Raw genomic sequence first — 15,326 nt, 5'->3', positions numbered from 1 at the left:
ACGAGGCGGAGGGGCCGGTTCAGATCGGTCCCTCGCCCTTCTCCACCAGCGACCAGGCGTGGGCGAACAGTTCGGGCAGGGTACGGGTGGGCAGCGGCAGCGGATTCTCCAGCCGCCGGTTGTAGGAGCGCCGCAGCCCGATCAGCTCCGCCTTCCACGCCTCCATGGGCTGGTACGGCTTCTTGGCGTGGATCCACTCGCCCGGCAGGAAGACCTGGCGGCCCGCCCGGGGGCGCTTGTCCTCGATGACGAGGCCGCGCTCGACCAGCGCGGCGGCCGCCTTCTGGTGCCGGACGGCCTTCCACCCGTTCCAGGTGCGGACGTTGCGGTCGGTCGGCGCGGGCAGGGCCAGCAACTGGAGGTGGAGCGCCGCCGCGTCCTCGTCGAGGCCGAGCGCGCCGGCGACCCGCGCCACCAGGTCGGGCGCGGAGGCCGCCGGGTTGGACTCGTACGACCCGACCGGCAGCGACGCGCCCTCGACCCGCTCGGCGATGCGCGCGCAGACCGGGCCGCGCACCCACTCGACCAGGGGGAGGTCCTCCCGGCCGAAGCCGGAGGTGAGGGCCGCCAGGGCCTGGGAGCGCTCGTCGTCGCCGTAGAACGCGGGGCGGAAGTGCACCCTGGGCGGGGAGCGGTGGCCCCTGCGGTCGACCGTGCCGTCCGTGATGACGGTGAGTCCGTCGTCGATGCTCGCCACGTCCAGCCGGTCCGGACCCGCGTACGGCCGGAACCCGAACCGCTCCTGGAGCTCGGCGACCGTACGCCCCGAACCGGCGGCGGGGTGCCCGGCGCGCAGCAGCAGCCCCGGGTGGTCCAGGCGCTCCAGGAGCAGCCGCACCAGACCGGGCAGCCCCTCGCGGACCGGGTCGCCTGCGGGCAACTCGGCGTAGACCCAGGCCAGGTGCGGCACGAGGGAGTGCAGCCGGTCCTCGAACCGCACGATGTCCCACCGGGCGTCGGTGAGCAGCGGGCCGTGCTCGCTGTTCTTGATCCAGGTGTCGAGGGGTGCGCTGAGCCCGGGTTCGGCGGCGGGGTTGGTGAACGCCGCGCAGAACTCGGCCGCCGAGAGGCGGAGCAGCTGGAGCTCCACGACCGCCTTGAGGGTGCGCTCGGGCACCACGGCCCGCCGGCCGCGCCCCGTCTGCCACGCCTCGGCGAGCCGCTCCGCCACCCCGCGCATCCCGTCCGGCTCCCACAGCTCGGCCGGGTCCTCGGGCAGTACGTCCGCGAGCAGCTCCAGCCGCTCCGACGCGGTCAGCCTGGCCAGTTCGGACGCGCCGTCCTCGGCCTCGGCCACCTTCAGCCGCAGCGTCGCCCGCTCGTCGGCGTCCAGGAACGGGACGTACATCCGCTCCAGCAGCCCGGCGAGCGCGAGGGACGCGGCGGGCCGCCCCATGCCCGTACGCTCCCGCAGCAGGGCCACGGCCTCCCGGTCCCACGGGGCCGGGCCCCGCTCGCGGACCAGCGCCACCAGCCGCCGCAGCTGCTCCGGGCTCCCCCAGCCGCGCGGCACGTCCCGCGCCTCCTCGATCTCCCCCAGACCCGGCGGCTCCGCGTCCCCCGTCCGCAACTCGACGAACCGGCGCCGCCCCGCACGGCTCCACCCGACGCTGGCGGCCGCCCCGCACCCGTCGCGCACCGCCAACCGCTCGGTGACCACGATCCCGGTGCGCAGCCGGGCGGCCGGATCGGCGAACGGGCTCTCCGCCCACATCTCCAGCAGCGCCAGCTGCCGTTCGCGCCGCTCGGGACGCGTGGACGCGACGGCGGCCCGGAGCGCCACGGCCCCGATCCGCCCGATGAACCGCACCCACGACCCTTCCCCGGCGATCCCGGGCCCGTCCTCGCCCTCGGGGCCGGGCGGATCCCACGCCCCGGTCAGGAACTGGCCGGTCCGCTCCATGCAGGCCAGCGTCCCGGTCCGCCACATCCCCGTGCCCTCGATGAGCCCACCCAGCGCGGGCACCACGCGCCGGTCATCCACGGCCGTCCAGCCACCGGTCGTCATCGGACGCCCCCCGTATCCCCCGTCGCATACGCCATGGGCAGATCATCGCTCATGGCTCCGACAGCCACCCCGCCGCCTACGGGGTGCGCGGGGCTACCGCGCTCGGTCGGGCGCCGCTTTCGGCTCGCGCCTTCGGCGCGATTGAGCAGCGGGGCAGGGAGTGGGGAGCGCGGCGCCGTCGCCGGGTGCCGGGTCGGCGGGTGTGAACGCCGGTGGCGGCTTCCCCCTTCGGCACCCGAGGCGCCTCCGGACTGCGAGCGGTGGGTGCCGGGGCGGCCCTTCCGGGTACCCCTTGGAAAAACGCTTGATCTGAAGCAACTAATTCGTCAACCATTTTCCAAGGGGTACCCCGCATCGCGGCAGCCCGGCAACGGTCCCAGCCCGCGAGCGCCGGAGCCGCCCCCGGCGCCCGCCCCCACCAGCCCGGCGGTCGGCGACGCGGCCCGCGCCGGGCACCCCCTGCCCCGCTGCTCAATTTGCGCCGAAGGCGCGAGACGGCGCCGCACCCGACCGACCCGAGCAACCCCGGCAGGCGCGGCGCGGTATCACGATGCGTGTTCCGTACACCTCGCACCTTCGGCACCCCGCCCTTAGGCTGTCGCCGGACACAGGGGCTACCGGCGCGTAGCGCAGGCCGCGACAGACGCGAAAGACCGCGAAGGAGCGCGCGATGAAGGGCTGGACCGCGAGCGACATCCCTGATCAGACCGGCCGCACCGCGGTCGTGACCGGCGCCAACAGCGGGCTCGGCTTCGTCACCGCCCGGGAGTTGGCGCGGCGCGGTGCGCGGGTGGTGCTCGGGTGCCGCAGCGAGAAGCGGGGGGACGAGGCGGCTGAGCGGATCCGGGCGCAGGCGCCGGGCGCGCGGGTGGAGGTCGCGCCGCTGGACCTCGCGGACCTGACGTCCGTACGGGCCTTCGCGGCCGGGCACAAGGGCGACCGGCTCGATCTGCTGATCAACAACGCGGGCGTGATGGCCCTTCCGCACCGCAGGACCGCCGATGGCTTCGAGATGCAGTTCGGCGTCAACCACCTGGGCCACTTCGCGCTGACCGGGCTGCTGCTGCCGAGGCTGCTGGAGGCGGGCCCGGGGGCGCGGGTGGTCACCGTCTCCAGCTTTATGCACATGCTGGGGACGGTGGACCCGCGCGACCTGAACATGGAGCGGGGGTACCGGCGTTGGGTCGCCTACGCCCGCTCCAAGTCCGCCAATCTCCTGTTCACCCACGAACTCGCCCACCGGCTGCGCGCGGCGGGCGTCCGCCTCGTGGCGGCCGCCGCGCACCCCGGCTACGCCGCGACCAACCTCATGTCCGCCGCGCCGAAGATGGAGGGCCACCGGGGGAAGGAGCGGTTCATGGAGATCGGCAACCGCTATTTCGCCCAGACCCCGGAGCAGGGCACGCTCCCCGTCCTGTACGCGGCGACCGGCCCGGACGTCCGCCAGGACGACTTCTTCGGCCCGCCGCTCCAGGGGCTGTTGCGCGGCTCCCCCATCCGTTCGGCCCGTGCGAAGTGGACGCTCAGCGACACGGCGGGGCGGGGGCTGTGGGCCGCGTCCGAGCGGCTGACGGGGGTGCGGTACGAGGCGCTCGTGAGCTGAGCGCGATCGCCCGGGAGGCCTTCGAGCCGTCCCGCCTCAGCGCACGGTGATGACCAGTTTGCCCGTGGTGCGGCCCGTCTCCCCCTGGACATGGGCCCGGGCGCCTTCGGCGAGGGGGAAGGTGCCGGAGACGTGGGCGCGGAGCCTGCCCCGGTCGACGAGTTCGGCGATGGCGCGCATCCCGGCCTGGTCGTGCTCGACGAGCAGGGTGACGGCGCGTACCCGTGCCTTCTCCGCCGCCGCCCGGGTGTCCTGGGCGCCCGGCACCAGGGAGACGAGGGTGCCGCCGGGGCGGAGTACGCCCACGGAGCGGGTGGCGGTCTCCCCGCCGAGGGCGTCGAGCACGACGTCGTAGCGCTCCTCGATGTCGGTGAAGTCCTCGGAGCGGTGGTCGACGCAGGCGTCCGCGCCGAGCTCGCGCAGGAAGTCGTGTTTGGGGGCGCTCGCCGTCCCGGTGACGTGCGCGCCGCGCTCCTTGGCGATCTGTACGGCGAGATGGCCGACACCGCCCGCCGCGGCGTGGATCAGCACCCGCTGCCCGGCCCGGAGGCCCGCGGTCTCCACGAGGGCCTGCCAGGCGGTGAGCGCGGCCAGCGGCAGCGCGGCCGCCTGGACGTGGTCGATCCCGGCGGGCTTGGCGGCGAAGGCGCGGGTGGGGCCGGTCACGTACTCGGCGTGGGAGCCGGCCCCGTACGGGTAGGGCAGCATGCCGAACACCTCGTCACCGGGCTGGAAGAGGGTGACGCCGAAACCGGTCTCCACGACGGTGCCGGAGACGTCCCAGCCGAGGGTCAGCGGCGGGGGCGGCAGGAAGATGCTCAGCGCGCGGTGCTTGAAGTCCGTGGGGTTGAGTCCGGCCGCGTGCACGGCGACGAGGATCTCCCCGGGGCCGGGCGCGGGCCGCGGAAGTTCGGTCAGCCGCAGGACCTCGGGGCCGCCGAGGGCCGTCTGGTGCAGGGCGAGCATCACGGGGGCGCCGTCCGGGGCGGCGGCCGGGTCCGGGGCGGCGGCCGGGTCCGGGGCGGCCCCAGGGTCCGGGGCGGCGAGGTTCTCAGGGGTGTCCGTCGAAGTCATGTCCCGATCCTGGCCGTACGATCCGGTCCGGGACGATGGCCAGAAGGTCAGCCTCCGATACATTCCTGCCATGACCATCGCCCCTGCCGCCCGCCGCGTTCCCGGAGCCCACGGCACTCCCGGCCCCAGTGCCGCGTCCGCCGCGCCCTCCCGGGCCCGTGACCTCGCCGGCCGCGCGGCCGGACTGGACCGTCTGATGCACCCGGCCCCGCGGCCCGGCGCCCACAAGGTCGTCGTCCTCGCCCTCGACGGCGTCTACCCCTTCGAACTCGGCATCCCGCACCGGGTCCTGGGGTCCGCCGACGGCCGCTACGAGGTGCTGTCCGCGAGCGCGGACGGGCGGCCCGTGCGCACCGACTCCGACCTGACCGTCACCCCCGGGCACGGTCCCGAGGTGCTGGCCGAGGCGGACACCGTGGTCATCCCTCCGTACGCGATCTCCCGGGCCTCGGCCGCCGCCCCGGACCCGCAGGCCCTCGCCGCCCTGTCCCGCGTCCGCCCCGGCACCCGTCTGGTGTCCATCTGCACCGGCGCCTTCCTGCTGGCCGCCGCCGGTCTCCTGGACGGGCGCCGGGCCACCACCCACTGGGCGCTCGGCGACCACTTCCGGGAGCTGTTCCCCCGGGTCGAGCTCGACGCCGGTGTGCTCTTCGTCGACCACGGTGACGTGCTGACCTCCGCCGGGGCGGCGAGCGGTGTCGACGTCTGCCTGCACCTGGTGCGCCAGGACCACGGCAGCGAGGTGGCCAACCAGGTCGCCCGCTGTTGCGTCGTACCGCCGTACCGGGACGGCGGGCAGGCGCAGTACATCGAGCGGCCGCTGCCGCCGGCGGGCGGCACCGGCACCGGGCCGACCCGCGACTGGGCGCTGCAGCGGCTGGAACTGCCGCTGTCGCTGGACGAGTTGGCCGCACACGCGGCGATGAGCACCCGTACCTTCGCCCGGCGCTTCCGGGAGGAGACCGGTCTGAGCCCCGGCCGCTGGCTGACCCAGCAGCGGCTGCGGCGGGCGCGGCGCCTGCTGGAGTCCAGTGACCTGCCGGTGGAACGGGTCGCCCACGAGGTCGGCTTCGCCACCGCCACCTCGCTGCGTCGGCATCTGGCGGCGGAGGCGGGGGTCGCCCCGTCGGCGTACCGGCGCACCTTCCGTGCCCCGGACGCACCGTGACCGCCACGGCGCCGGGGTATCGGGTACTGTGGCCCCACCCGTACGACCGAGGAGGTGAGACCCATCAACGCCAGTTCAGGCTGGGTGCTCTCGCCGCGGGGATACACGGGATAGCTGACTGCCGGGAGCGCCCTCAGGAATCCCGAAAGGCTTCCAGGCTTCCATGTCGGCTTCACCTTCACTTGTCACCCTCTCCGCCGTCGTCACCAGACTCCGCGCCGCCGGGTGCGTGTTCGCCGAGGACGAGGCGCGGCTGATCCTTTCCATGGGCCACGTTCCGGCCGAGATCGACGCCATGGTGGACCGGCGCGCCGCCGGGCTGCCGCTGGAGCACGTACTCGGCTGGGCGGAGTTCCGGGGGCTTCGGATATCCATCGACCCCGGGGTCTTCGTACCGCGCCGACGCACCGAGTTCCTGGTCGAGCAGGCCGTACCGCTGGCCCGGCCCGGGGCCGTCGTGGTCGATCTGTGCTGCGGCTCGGGCGCGCTGGGCGCCGCGCTGGCCTCGGGCTCGGGCTCGGGCGGGGTGGAGCTGTACGCGGCCGATATCGACCCCGTCGCGGTGCGCTGCGCGCGGCGCAACGTGGGGGCGGCGGGCGGCACGGTGTACGAGGGCGACCTCTACGAGCCGCTGCCCGCCGCGCTGCGCGGCCGCGTGGACGTCCTGCTGGCCAACGTCCCGTACGTGCCCACCGAGGAGGTCGGGCTGCTGCCGCCGGAGGCCCGGGTCCACGAGGCGCGCGTGGCGCTGGACGGCGGGGCGGACGGGCTGGACGTCCTGCGCCGGGTGACCGCCGGGGCGGGCGGCTGGCTGACCCCGGGCGGCTCCCTGCTCTTCGAGACGAGCGGACGGCAGGCGGCCACGGCGATGGCCATCGTGGCGGAGGGCGGGATGGAGCCACGGCTGGCCGAATGCGACGAGCTGGACGCCACGGTCATCATCGGCACCAGGCCAGCGGCCTCCGGTCCGTGACGCCTGCGGCGGGCTTGCTCCCCGCCCCGCCCCTTCCCGAAACTGGGGGCTCCGCCCCAGACCCCGGACCGGACGACCCGAACGTGCGCGGGCGCCCGCCCCATCATCCGCCGGTGCAGGCGTTCACGACGGCGACGGTCGCTCGCCGCCCCCGGGTCCGGGCGGAGCCGCATATCGATGCTGCGAGAAGGGGCGGATGCCCCGGCCCGGGCTGGGGCATCCGCCCCTGGACCCGGGGCCCGGGGCAGCGCCCCGCCACGCGGCGGAGGCACGCATATCGATGCCGCGGGAAAGGGCGGAGCCTCGATCCGCAGGCTGAGGCAGAGCCCGGACCGGGGGCCGGAGCCAGGCCCAGGGTCCGGGGCCAAGCCCAGGGTCCGGGGCCAAGCCCAGGGTCCGGGGTCTGAGGCGAAGCCCGGGCCCGGGGCAAAGCCCCGGTTCCGGAGCCCGAGGCAAAGCCCCGATCCGGAGCCCGAGGCAAAGCCCCGATCCGGAGCCCGAGGCAAAGCCCCGATCCGGAGCCCGAGGCAAAGCCCCGATCCGGAGCCCGAGGCAAAGCCCCGATCCGGAGCCCGAGGCAAAGCCCCGATCCGGGGCCCGGGGCGGAGCCCCGATCCGGGGGCTGGGGCGGAGCCCCGGTTTCGGGAAGGGGCGGGGAGGGGAAAGACCCCCGCGCGCCTACGCCCGCAGCTCCTCCGCCGCGTCCGCGACCCGCGCGATCAGCCGCAGCAGGGTCTCCCGCTCCGCCTCGTCCAGCGGCGCGAGGAAGACCCGGTTCATCCGGGACGTCCGGGTGACCAGCTTTCGGTGGACCCGGATGCCCTCCTCCGTCAGCCGCAGGACGTTGCGGCGGCCGTCGTTCGGGTCGCGCACCCGCTCCAGCAGGCCGCGCCGGGCCAGCCGGGCGACCAGGTCGGCGATGGTGGAGCGGTCGAGGTGGACGTGTTCGCTCAGCGTCCGCTGGTCGATGTCCGGCTTCTCGACCAGCACGTTGACCACCGCGAACTGCGGCGAGGTGGTTTCCTCGGAGACCATCGCGCCCCACAGCAGTGAGTGCGCCTGCTGGAAGCGGCGGGCCAGATGCCCGGGGTGCGTGTTCAGATCGACCGCGCCGCCCATGCCGTGCCTCCCGGCTTCCGCCCATTACTCCGTGCACTGAGTGATTCTGCCCTGTGGAAGACCCCATGTCGAGAGGCCGACATTCGACCTAGACTCCCTTGACGAGCGCACCGGCCAATGGCAGCGTGCGAAACCGACACCACATTAGTCAGCACACTGAGCATCCCGACCCGCGGAGTGACGATGGCCGACATCCGAAGCCTGCAGGACGCCGTGGCGGACCTCGTCCACGACGGGGACACCGTCGCGATGGAGGGATTCACCCACCTGATCCCGTACGCCGCCGCGCACGAGGTCATCCGCCAGGGCATCACCGATCTGACCCTCGTCCGGATGACCCCGGACGTCATCTACGACCAGCTCATCGGCGCCGGACTCGTCCGCAAGCTGGTGTTCTCCTGGGGCGGCAACCCCGGCGTGGGCTCGCTGCACCGCTTCCGTGACGCCGTCGAGAACGGCTGGCCACGGCCGCTGGAGCTGGACGAGCACAGTCACGCGGGCATGGCGAACCGCTATGTGGCGGGCGCCTCCAAGCTGCCGTTCGCCGTGTTGCGGGGCTATCGCGGCAGCGACATCCCGACCCGTACGGACACCGTCTCCACCGTCGTCTGCCCCTTCACCGGGGAGGAGCTGGCCGCCGTCGCGGCGCTCAACCCGGACGTCACCGTCATCCACGCCCAGCAGGCCGACCGGGCCGGCAATGTACAGATGTGGGGGCTGACCGGGGTGCAGAAGGAGGCGGCGCTCGCGGCGGACCGGGTGCTGGTGACCGTGGAGGAGATCGTGGAGGAGCTCACACCACGCCCCGGCGGGATCGTCCTGCCGACGTGGGTGATCGACGCGGTCTCGGTCGTCCCCGGCGGCGCCCACCCCTCCTACGCCACCGGGTATTCGACCCGCGACAACGACTTCTACCAGGCATGGGACCCGATCGCCCGCGACCGTGAGGCGTTCTTGACGTGGATCGAGGAGAACGTGCGCGACAACGTGCGCAACAGCGAGGGAGCTCTCACCCGATGACCGCGACCCCCGCCGGGACGACGGACTTCACATCCGACGAGCTGATGGAGGTCAACGCCGCCCGCGCCCTGGCCAGTGCGCGGACCTGCTTCGTCGGCATCGGCCTCCCCAGCACCGCCGCCAACCTGGCCCGCGCCACCGTCAACCCCGGCCTCGTGCTCATCTACGAGTCGGGCACCATCGGCTCCAAGCCCACCCGGCTCCCGCTGTCCATCGGCGACGGCGAGCTCGCCGAGACGGCCGACGCGGTGGTCCCGGTGCCGGAGATGTTCAACTACTGGCTCCAGGGCGGCCGGATCGACGTCGGCTTCCTCGGCGCCGCCCAGGTCGACCGCTACGCCAACATCAACACCACCGTCGTGGACCGCGGCCCGGACAAGCCCGAGGGCCGCCTCCCCGGCGCGGGCGGCGCCCCCGAGATCGCCTCCAACTGCGGCAAGGTGCTCATGGTGCTGCGCCACTCCACCCGCAACTTCGTGCGGCGGCTGGACTTCGTGACCACCCTGGGCCACGGCGGCGGCCCCGGCGACCGTAAGAAGCTCGGCATGCCGGGCGCCGGACCCACCGCCGTCATCACCGACCTGGGCGTCCTGCGCCCCGACCCGGCCACCGCCGAACTGGTGCTCACCGAAGTGCACCCGGGCGTCACCGTGGAGCGGGTACGGGCCGCCACCGGCTGGGAGCTGACCGTCGCCGGCACCGTGGGCACCACCGAGCCACCCACCCCTGACGAACTGGCCGCGCTGCGCACCCTGAAGGCCGCCGGAAAGGACGCACGATGACCGCCCTGCGTGATGTCTACATCCTCGACGCCGTCCGCACCCCCATCGGTAAGTACGGCGGCGCCCTGTCCGGGGTGCGCCCCGACGACCTGGCCGCCCATGTGGTGCGCGGCCTGCTCGCCCGCACCCCCGCCCTGGACCCGGCGCGCATCGACGACGTCTACTTCGGCAACGCCAACGGCGCGGGCGAGGAGAACCGCGACGTCGCCCGCATGGCCGTGCTGCTGGCCGGACTGCCCGTCACCGTGCCCGGCGCGACCGTCAACCGGCTCTGCGCCTCTGGTCTGGAGGCCGTGCTGCAGGCCGCCCGCGCGATCGCGGTCGGTGACGCGCATATCGCGCTCGCGGGCGGTGTGGAGTCGATGAGCCGCGCCCCCTGGGTACTGCCCAAGCCCGAACGCGCCTTCCCCGCCGGGCACCAGCAGATGTACTCCACGACCCTGGGCTGGCGGATGACCAACCCGGACATGCCGCCCGAGTGGACCGTCGCCCTCGGCGAGGGCGCCGAACTGATCGCCGACAAGCACGGCATCACCCGCGAGGCACAGGACGCGTTCGCGCTCACCAGCCATGAGAAGGCGGCGCGGGCGTGGAAGGACGGGGCGTACGAGGCCGAGGTGCTGCCGTATCCGGACACCGGGCTCGTACGGGACGAGACCATCCGCGAGAACACTTCAACCGAGGCCCTGGCCAAGCTCAAGCCCGCCTTCCGCAAGCCCGGCGGCACCGTCACCGCGGGCAACGCCTCGCCCCTCAACGACGGCGCGGCCGCGCTGCTGCTCGTCGACGAGGAGGGGCTGAAGGCCACCGGACGTGAGCCCCTGGCGCGGATCGGTGCCTCGGCCGTCACCGGTATCGAGCCGCAGTACTTCGGGCTCGGCCCGGTCGAGGCCGTACGCCGCGCCCTCGCCAAGGCGGGCCGCTCGTTCGCCGATCTGGCCACCCTCGAACTCAACGAGGCGTTCGCCGCGCAGGTGCTGGGCTGCCTCGCCGAATGGCCTGATCTGAACCCCGACATCGTCAACCCGCACGGCGGCGCCATCGCCATCGGCCATCCGCTCGGCGCCTCCGGCGCCCGGCTCGCCGGTGCCGTCGCCCATCAGCTCGCCGCCCGTGGCTCGGGGACGGGCCTGGCCACCTTGTGCATCGGCGTCGGACAGGGCCTCGCCCTGGTCCTGGAAAGGTAAGGCTGACCGCAGACATGGCTCTCACCCAGTCCGACATCGACAGCGAACTCGCGCACATACGGGAGTCGTACGGCAAGGCGCGCGCCGAGGGCGCTCCCGCCACCGACCACCCGCCGCGCGACTTCCCCCCGTACCGCAGCAGTGTGCTGCGCCACCCCGAGCAGCCGCTGGTCGCGGTGCACGGCGACCCGGAGACCGTGGAACTGCACACCCCGGTCTTCGGCCACACCGACATCACCGCGATCGACAACGACCTCACGGTGCAGCACCAGGGCGAGCCGCTCGGCGAGCGGATCACCGTCTCCGGACGGCTCCTGGACAGCCGGGGCCGCCCCGTCCGGGGGCAGCTCATCGAGCTGTGGCAGGCCAACGCGTCGGGCCGCTACGCCCATCTGCGCGATCAGCACCCCGCACCGCTCGACCCCAACTTCACCGGTGTGGGGCGCACGTTGACCGGCGACGACGGTTCGTACCACTTCACCACCATCAAGCCGGGCGCGTATCCGTGGCGCAACCACGAGAACGCCTGGCGCCCCGCGCATCTGCACTTCTCCGTCTTCGGTGCGGCGTTCACACAGCGGCTGGTCACCCAGATGTACTTCCCCGGCGATCCGCTCTTCGCCTACGACCCGATCCTGCAGTCGGTGACGGACGACTCGGCGCGGCAGCGGCTGGTAGCCCGTTACGACCACGCGCTGTCGCGGCCGGAGTGGTCGCTGGGCTACCGCTGGGACATCGTGCTGGACGGGCCGTCCGCCACGTGGATCGAGGAGGGGCGCCGATGAGCGAGAAGCTCGTACCCGCGCAGGAGCTCCCACCCGCCGAAGGGCTCGCACCCGCCGAACGGCTCGCACCCGGCGAGAAGCTCGCGCCCACCCCCTCCCACACCGTGGGCCCCTTCTACGGCTACGCCCTGCCCTTCCCCGGCGGCGGCGAGATGGCCCCGGCGGGGCACCCCGGCGCCATCACACTCCACGGCTATGTCCGCGACGGCGAGGGCGCCCCCGTCCCGGACGCCCTGGTGGAACTGTGGCAGGCGGGCCCGGACGGCTCGCTCGCCGGGGCGGGCGGATCGATGCGGCGCGACCCGGTGACCGGCGGCTTCCTCGGGCGCAACGGCGTGGACTTCACCGGCTTCGGCCGCATCGCCACCGACGCGGACGGCCACTGGACGGCCCGTACCCTGCCACCGGGCGGCCCGGCCGCGCCCGCCGCGCCGTACATCAGCGTGTGCGTCCACGCCCGGGGGCTGCTGCACCATCTCTTCACCCGCGTGTACTTCCCCGGGAACGCCGAGGCCAACGCCGCCGACCCGCTGCTCGCCTCGCTGGATCCGGCGCGCCGCGAGACGCTGGTGGCGACGGCGGCGTCCCCGCCGGGGACCTATCGTTTCGACATCCGCCTTCAGGGCGAAGGGGAGACGGTTTTCCTTGAGTTCCGCTAGTCCTGGTACTTCCGACAGCGAGGATGTAGGGCTGCTGTCACCGGTGCGGGCCGGGTCGGCGGTGGAGGCCGCCACGGGCGACACGGCGTTTCTGCGGGCCATGCTGGACGCCGAGGCCGCGCTGGCGCGGGTGGTGGCACCGGCCGGGGCGGCGGAGGCGGTGGCGGGCGCGGCCCGCGTCGAGCTGTACGACGCACGTGACCTGGCGCTGCGCGCCCGCTCCGGGGGCAACCCGGTCATCCCGCTGGTCGCCGATCTCACGGCGGCGGTGGCCCGTACGGACGCCGAGGCCGCGTCGTACGTCCACCGGGGCGCGACCAGCCAGGACATCGTGGACACGGCCGCGATGCTGGTGGCCGCGCGGGCGCTGCCGCTGATCGTGGCCGATCTGGAGCGTACGGCGGCGGAGCTGGCGCGGCTCGCCGCCGCGCACCGCGACACCCCGATGCCCGGTCGCACCCTCACCCAGCACGCCGTACCCACCACCTTCGGCCTGAAGGCGGCGGGCTGGCGGGCGCTCGTCCTGGACGCCCGCGCCCGGCTCACGGCACTGCGGCCGCCCGCCCAACTGGGCGGTGCTGCGGGCACGTTGGCGGCCTTCGACGGCGGGGCTCCGCTGCTGGGCCGGTTCGCCGAGGAGACCGGTCTCGCCGAACCCGAACTGCCCTGGCACACCCTGCGCACCCCCGTCGCCGACCTGGGCACCGCGCTCGCCTTCGCCGTGGGCGCGCTGGGGAAGATGGCGGCGGATGTGCTGGTGCTCTCGCGGACGGAGATCGGTGAGGTGGCGGAGGGGGCGGGGGGCGGCTCGTCCGCGATGCCCCATAAGTCGAACCCCGTGCGCGCCACGCTGATGGCCGCCGCGGCCCGTCAGGCCCCGGGCCATGCCGCCACCCTGCTCGGCTCGCTCGCCGCGGAGGACGAACGGCCGGGTGGGGCGTGGCACGCGGAGTGGCAGCCGCTGCGGGAACTGTTGCGGCTCGCCGGGGGTGCCGCCCGCGACGCCGTGGAACTCGCCTCCGGGCTGCGGGTCTTCCCGGACCGGATGGCCGCGAACCTGGGGCTGACGGATGGCCTGATCGTCAGCGAGCGCCTCATCGCCGCGCTCGCGCCGGGGCTCGGGCGGGCCCGTGCGAAGGAACTCCTGGCGGAGGCGGCGAAGGAGGGTGCGGGGTTGGCCGAAGCGCTGTCGGGCGTCCTGCCGCCTGATCGCCTACGCGAACTGACGGACCCGACGAGGTACGTGGGCGCGGCCCCCGCCCTGGTGGACCGCGCCCTGACCCGCGATGCGTAGCCGCCTCCGGCGGCCTGTTCCCCACCCCACCCCGTCCCTTCCCGAACCAGGCGGACCCCCGGCCCCCCACCACGGGGCTCCGCCCCCGCCCCCGCCGGGGCTCCGCCCCGGACCCCGGTCCTCAAGCGCCGGACGGGCTGGAAAATCCAGCCCGTCCAGGGGGCACCTCCCAGCGGTAGCTGGAGGAGCTTGAGGACACGCCCGAAGGGCGCTCGGGGGCAGGGGGGCTGGAAGATGCCCGCACCGGGCAGCGAAGCCCCGGGGTCCAGGGGCGGAGCCCTTGGTTCGGGAAGGGGCGGGGCGGGGAACAACCACCGGCCCGCACCCGGCCACCAACCCCCGCACACAGCCCCAGACCACGCCGCACCCCCGCCCCCCCCCGGAGCTCCCACCCCATGACCAACACCCCACCGCACCACGACCTCAGCGGACCCCCCACCGCCCCGCCCGTCATCCTCGGCCCCTCCATCGGCACGTCCCTCGCCGTCTGGGAGCCCCAGCTCCCCGCGCTCGCCCGGGGCCATCGCGTACTGCGCTGGGATCTGCCCGGCCACGGGGGCTCCCCCGCCGCGCCGCTGCCCTCGGACGGGTCGGCCACCATCGACGATCTCGCCGCCCTCGTGCTGCGGCTCGCCGACGATCAGGGATGGGAGCGGTTCGCGTACGCGGGGATCTCGATCGGCGGCGCTGTCGGGCTGCATCTCGCCGCGCACCACCCCGACCGGATCAGCCGCCTGTCCGTCGTCTGCTCCTCGGCCCGGTTCGGGGATCCCGCCGTCTGGCGGGAGCGGGCCGCGCTCGTACGGGCCGAGGGGACGGAGGCGATGGTGGCGAGCCGTCCCGGCACCTGGTTCTCGCACGACTTCGCCCGCACGCCCGTCGGCGCCGCGCTGATCGAGGATCTGCGGGCCACCGACCGTGCGGGCTACGCCGCCTGCTGTGACGCTCTCGCCGCGTACGACATGACGGCCGACCTGGAGAAGATCACGGCACCCACCCTCGTCGTGGCCGGTCGGGACGACCCCGCGACCCCGCCCTCCCACGCCCGCCAAATCGCCGACACGGTGCCCGGCGCGAGCCTGCTCGAGGTCGCCGGGGCCGCCCACCTGGCGGGCGTGGAGCGGCCGGAGGCGGTCACCGGGGCGCTGCTCACCCACCTCAACAGCCCAGCACCCGCACGGGACGACGGCTCCCGCCACGCCGCCGGGATGGCGGTGCGCCGGGCCGTCCTCGGGGACGCGCACGTGGATCGCGCGGTGGGCCGGACGACCCCGTTCACCGCTCGCTTCCAGGACTTCATCACCCGTTACGCCTGGGGCGAGATCTGGACCGGCGACGGGCTGGACCGGCGGACCCGCAGCTGTATCACCCTCACCGCGCTGATCGCCCACGGCCATGACGCCGAACTGGCCATGCACATCCGGGCCGCGCTCACCAACGGCCTGACCCGTGAGGAGATCGGCGAGGTGCTGCTCCAGTCGGCGATCTACTGCGGCGTCCCGGCCGCCAACTCGGCCTTCGCCACCGCCCAGCGCGTCTTCGACGACATGGACGCCGAGCGCGCCGAGCCCCACACCGATGCCGACGCCGACGCCGACGCCGAGGCCGACGCCGACATCGACTCTGCGTCACATTCCGGTACCGAAAAGTGACA

The 15,326-nt window shown here is 74.2% G+C and carries 13 protein-coding genes; 10 read left to right on the top strand and 3 right to left on the bottom strand.

Annotated features, from left to right (window positions below; translation table 11 throughout):
* Positions 1-19: 19 nt before the first annotated feature.
* Positions 20-2,008, bottom strand: a complete 1,989-nt coding sequence (locus LIV37_RS33300) for a hypothetical protein (RefSeq protein WP_020871484.1) — start codon at positions 2,006-2,008, stop codon at positions 20-22.
* Between the two features lie 670 nt (positions 2,009-2,678).
* Here LIV37_RS33300 and LIV37_RS33295 point away from each other — a divergent pair.
* The gene (locus LIV37_RS33295; RefSeq protein WP_020871483.1) at positions 2,679-3,611 is read left to right on the top strand and encodes an oxidoreductase; all 933 of its coding nucleotides are present in this window, start codon (positions 2,679-2,681) and stop codon (positions 3,609-3,611) included.
* 36 nt (positions 3,612-3,647) lie between these two features.
* On the opposite strand, the gene LIV37_RS33290 is transcribed toward LIV37_RS33295, so the two are convergent.
* Entirely contained in the window at positions 3,648-4,685 is a 1,038-nt protein-coding gene (locus LIV37_RS33290; RefSeq protein ID WP_020871482.1) for an NADP-dependent oxidoreductase, read from the bottom strand.
* A gap of 70 nt (positions 4,686-4,755) precedes the next feature.
* On the opposite strand from LIV37_RS33290, the gene LIV37_RS33285 reads away from it, so the two are divergent.
* Both LIV37_RS33285 and LIV37_RS33280 read left to right on the top strand, forming a co-directional pair.
* Positions 4,756-5,853 (top strand): GlxA family transcriptional regulator, encoded by a 1,098-nt coding sequence (locus LIV37_RS33285; RefSeq protein WP_020871481.1) that lies wholly within the window; start codon positions 4,756-4,758, stop codon positions 5,851-5,853.
* A 163-nt stretch (positions 5,854-6,016) separates the two neighbouring features.
* The gene (locus LIV37_RS33280; RefSeq protein ID WP_020871480.1) at positions 6,017-6,826 is read left to right on the top strand and encodes a putative protein N(5)-glutamine methyltransferase; all 810 of its coding nucleotides are present in this window, start codon (positions 6,017-6,019) and stop codon (positions 6,824-6,826) included.
* Positions 6,827-7,504: 678 nt separating this feature from the next.
* On the opposite strand, the gene LIV37_RS33275 is transcribed toward LIV37_RS33280, so the two are convergent.
* A complete protein-coding gene (locus LIV37_RS33275) occupies positions 7,505-7,945 on the bottom strand; it encodes a MarR family winged helix-turn-helix transcriptional regulator (RefSeq protein ID WP_020871479.1) in 441 nt (146 codons plus the stop codon).
* 183 nt (positions 7,946-8,128) lie between these two features.
* Here LIV37_RS33275 and LIV37_RS33270 point away from each other — a divergent pair, with 183 nt between their 5' ends.
* The 7 genes from LIV37_RS33270 (at position 8,129) to pcaDC (ending at position 15,324) form a co-directional block, all read left to right on the top strand.
* Positions 8,129-8,965, top strand: coding sequence for a CoA transferase subunit A (locus LIV37_RS33270; protein WP_020871478.1), 837 nt, complete (start codon positions 8,129-8,131; stop codon positions 8,963-8,965).
* Complete coding sequence (locus tag LIV37_RS33265) at positions 8,962-9,747, top strand: CoA-transferase subunit beta (protein ID WP_020871477.1); 786 nt, start codon at positions 8,962-8,964, stop codon at positions 9,745-9,747. The genes LIV37_RS33270 and LIV37_RS33265 overlap by 4 nt, the downstream gene beginning before the upstream one ends.
* Positions 9,744-10,934 (top strand): thiolase family protein, encoded by a 1,191-nt coding sequence (locus LIV37_RS33260; RefSeq protein WP_020871476.1) that lies wholly within the window; start codon positions 9,744-9,746, stop codon positions 10,932-10,934. Before LIV37_RS33265 ends, LIV37_RS33260 begins: the two co-directional genes overlap by 4 nt.
* Positions 10,935-10,948: 14 nt before the next feature.
* Entirely contained in the window at positions 10,949-11,719 is a 771-nt protein-coding gene (gene pcaH, locus LIV37_RS33255) for a protocatechuate 3,4-dioxygenase subunit beta (protein ID WP_020871475.1), read from the top strand.
* Positions 11,716-12,378: a protocatechuate 3,4-dioxygenase subunit alpha gene (gene pcaG / locus LIV37_RS33250; protein WP_020871474.1), complete on the top strand. Its 663-nt coding sequence runs from the start codon at positions 11,716-11,718 to the stop codon at positions 12,376-12,378. The genes pcaH and pcaG overlap by 4 nt, the downstream gene beginning before the upstream one ends.
* Positions 12,365-13,672 (top strand): 3-carboxy-cis,cis-muconate cycloisomerase, encoded by a 1,308-nt coding sequence (gene pcaB / locus LIV37_RS33245; RefSeq protein WP_121824216.1) that lies wholly within the window; start codon positions 12,365-12,367, stop codon positions 13,670-13,672. Before pcaG ends, pcaB begins: the two co-directional genes overlap by 14 nt.
* A gap of 395 nt (positions 13,673-14,067) precedes the next feature.
* Positions 14,068-15,324, top strand: a complete 1,257-nt coding sequence (gene pcaDC, locus LIV37_RS33240) for a bifunctional 3-oxoadipate enol-lactonase/4-carboxymuconolactone decarboxylase PcaDC (RefSeq protein WP_020871472.1) — start codon at positions 14,068-14,070, stop codon at positions 15,322-15,324.
* Positions 15,325-15,326: the final 2 nt, after the last annotated feature.

It is taken from the genome of Streptomyces rapamycinicus NRRL 5491, assembly GCF_024298965.1.
Classification (GTDB): domain Bacteria; phylum Actinomycetota; class Actinomycetes; order Streptomycetales; family Streptomycetaceae; genus Streptomyces; species Streptomyces rapamycinicus.
This window is presented reverse-complemented; position numbering and strand designations above follow the sequence as displayed.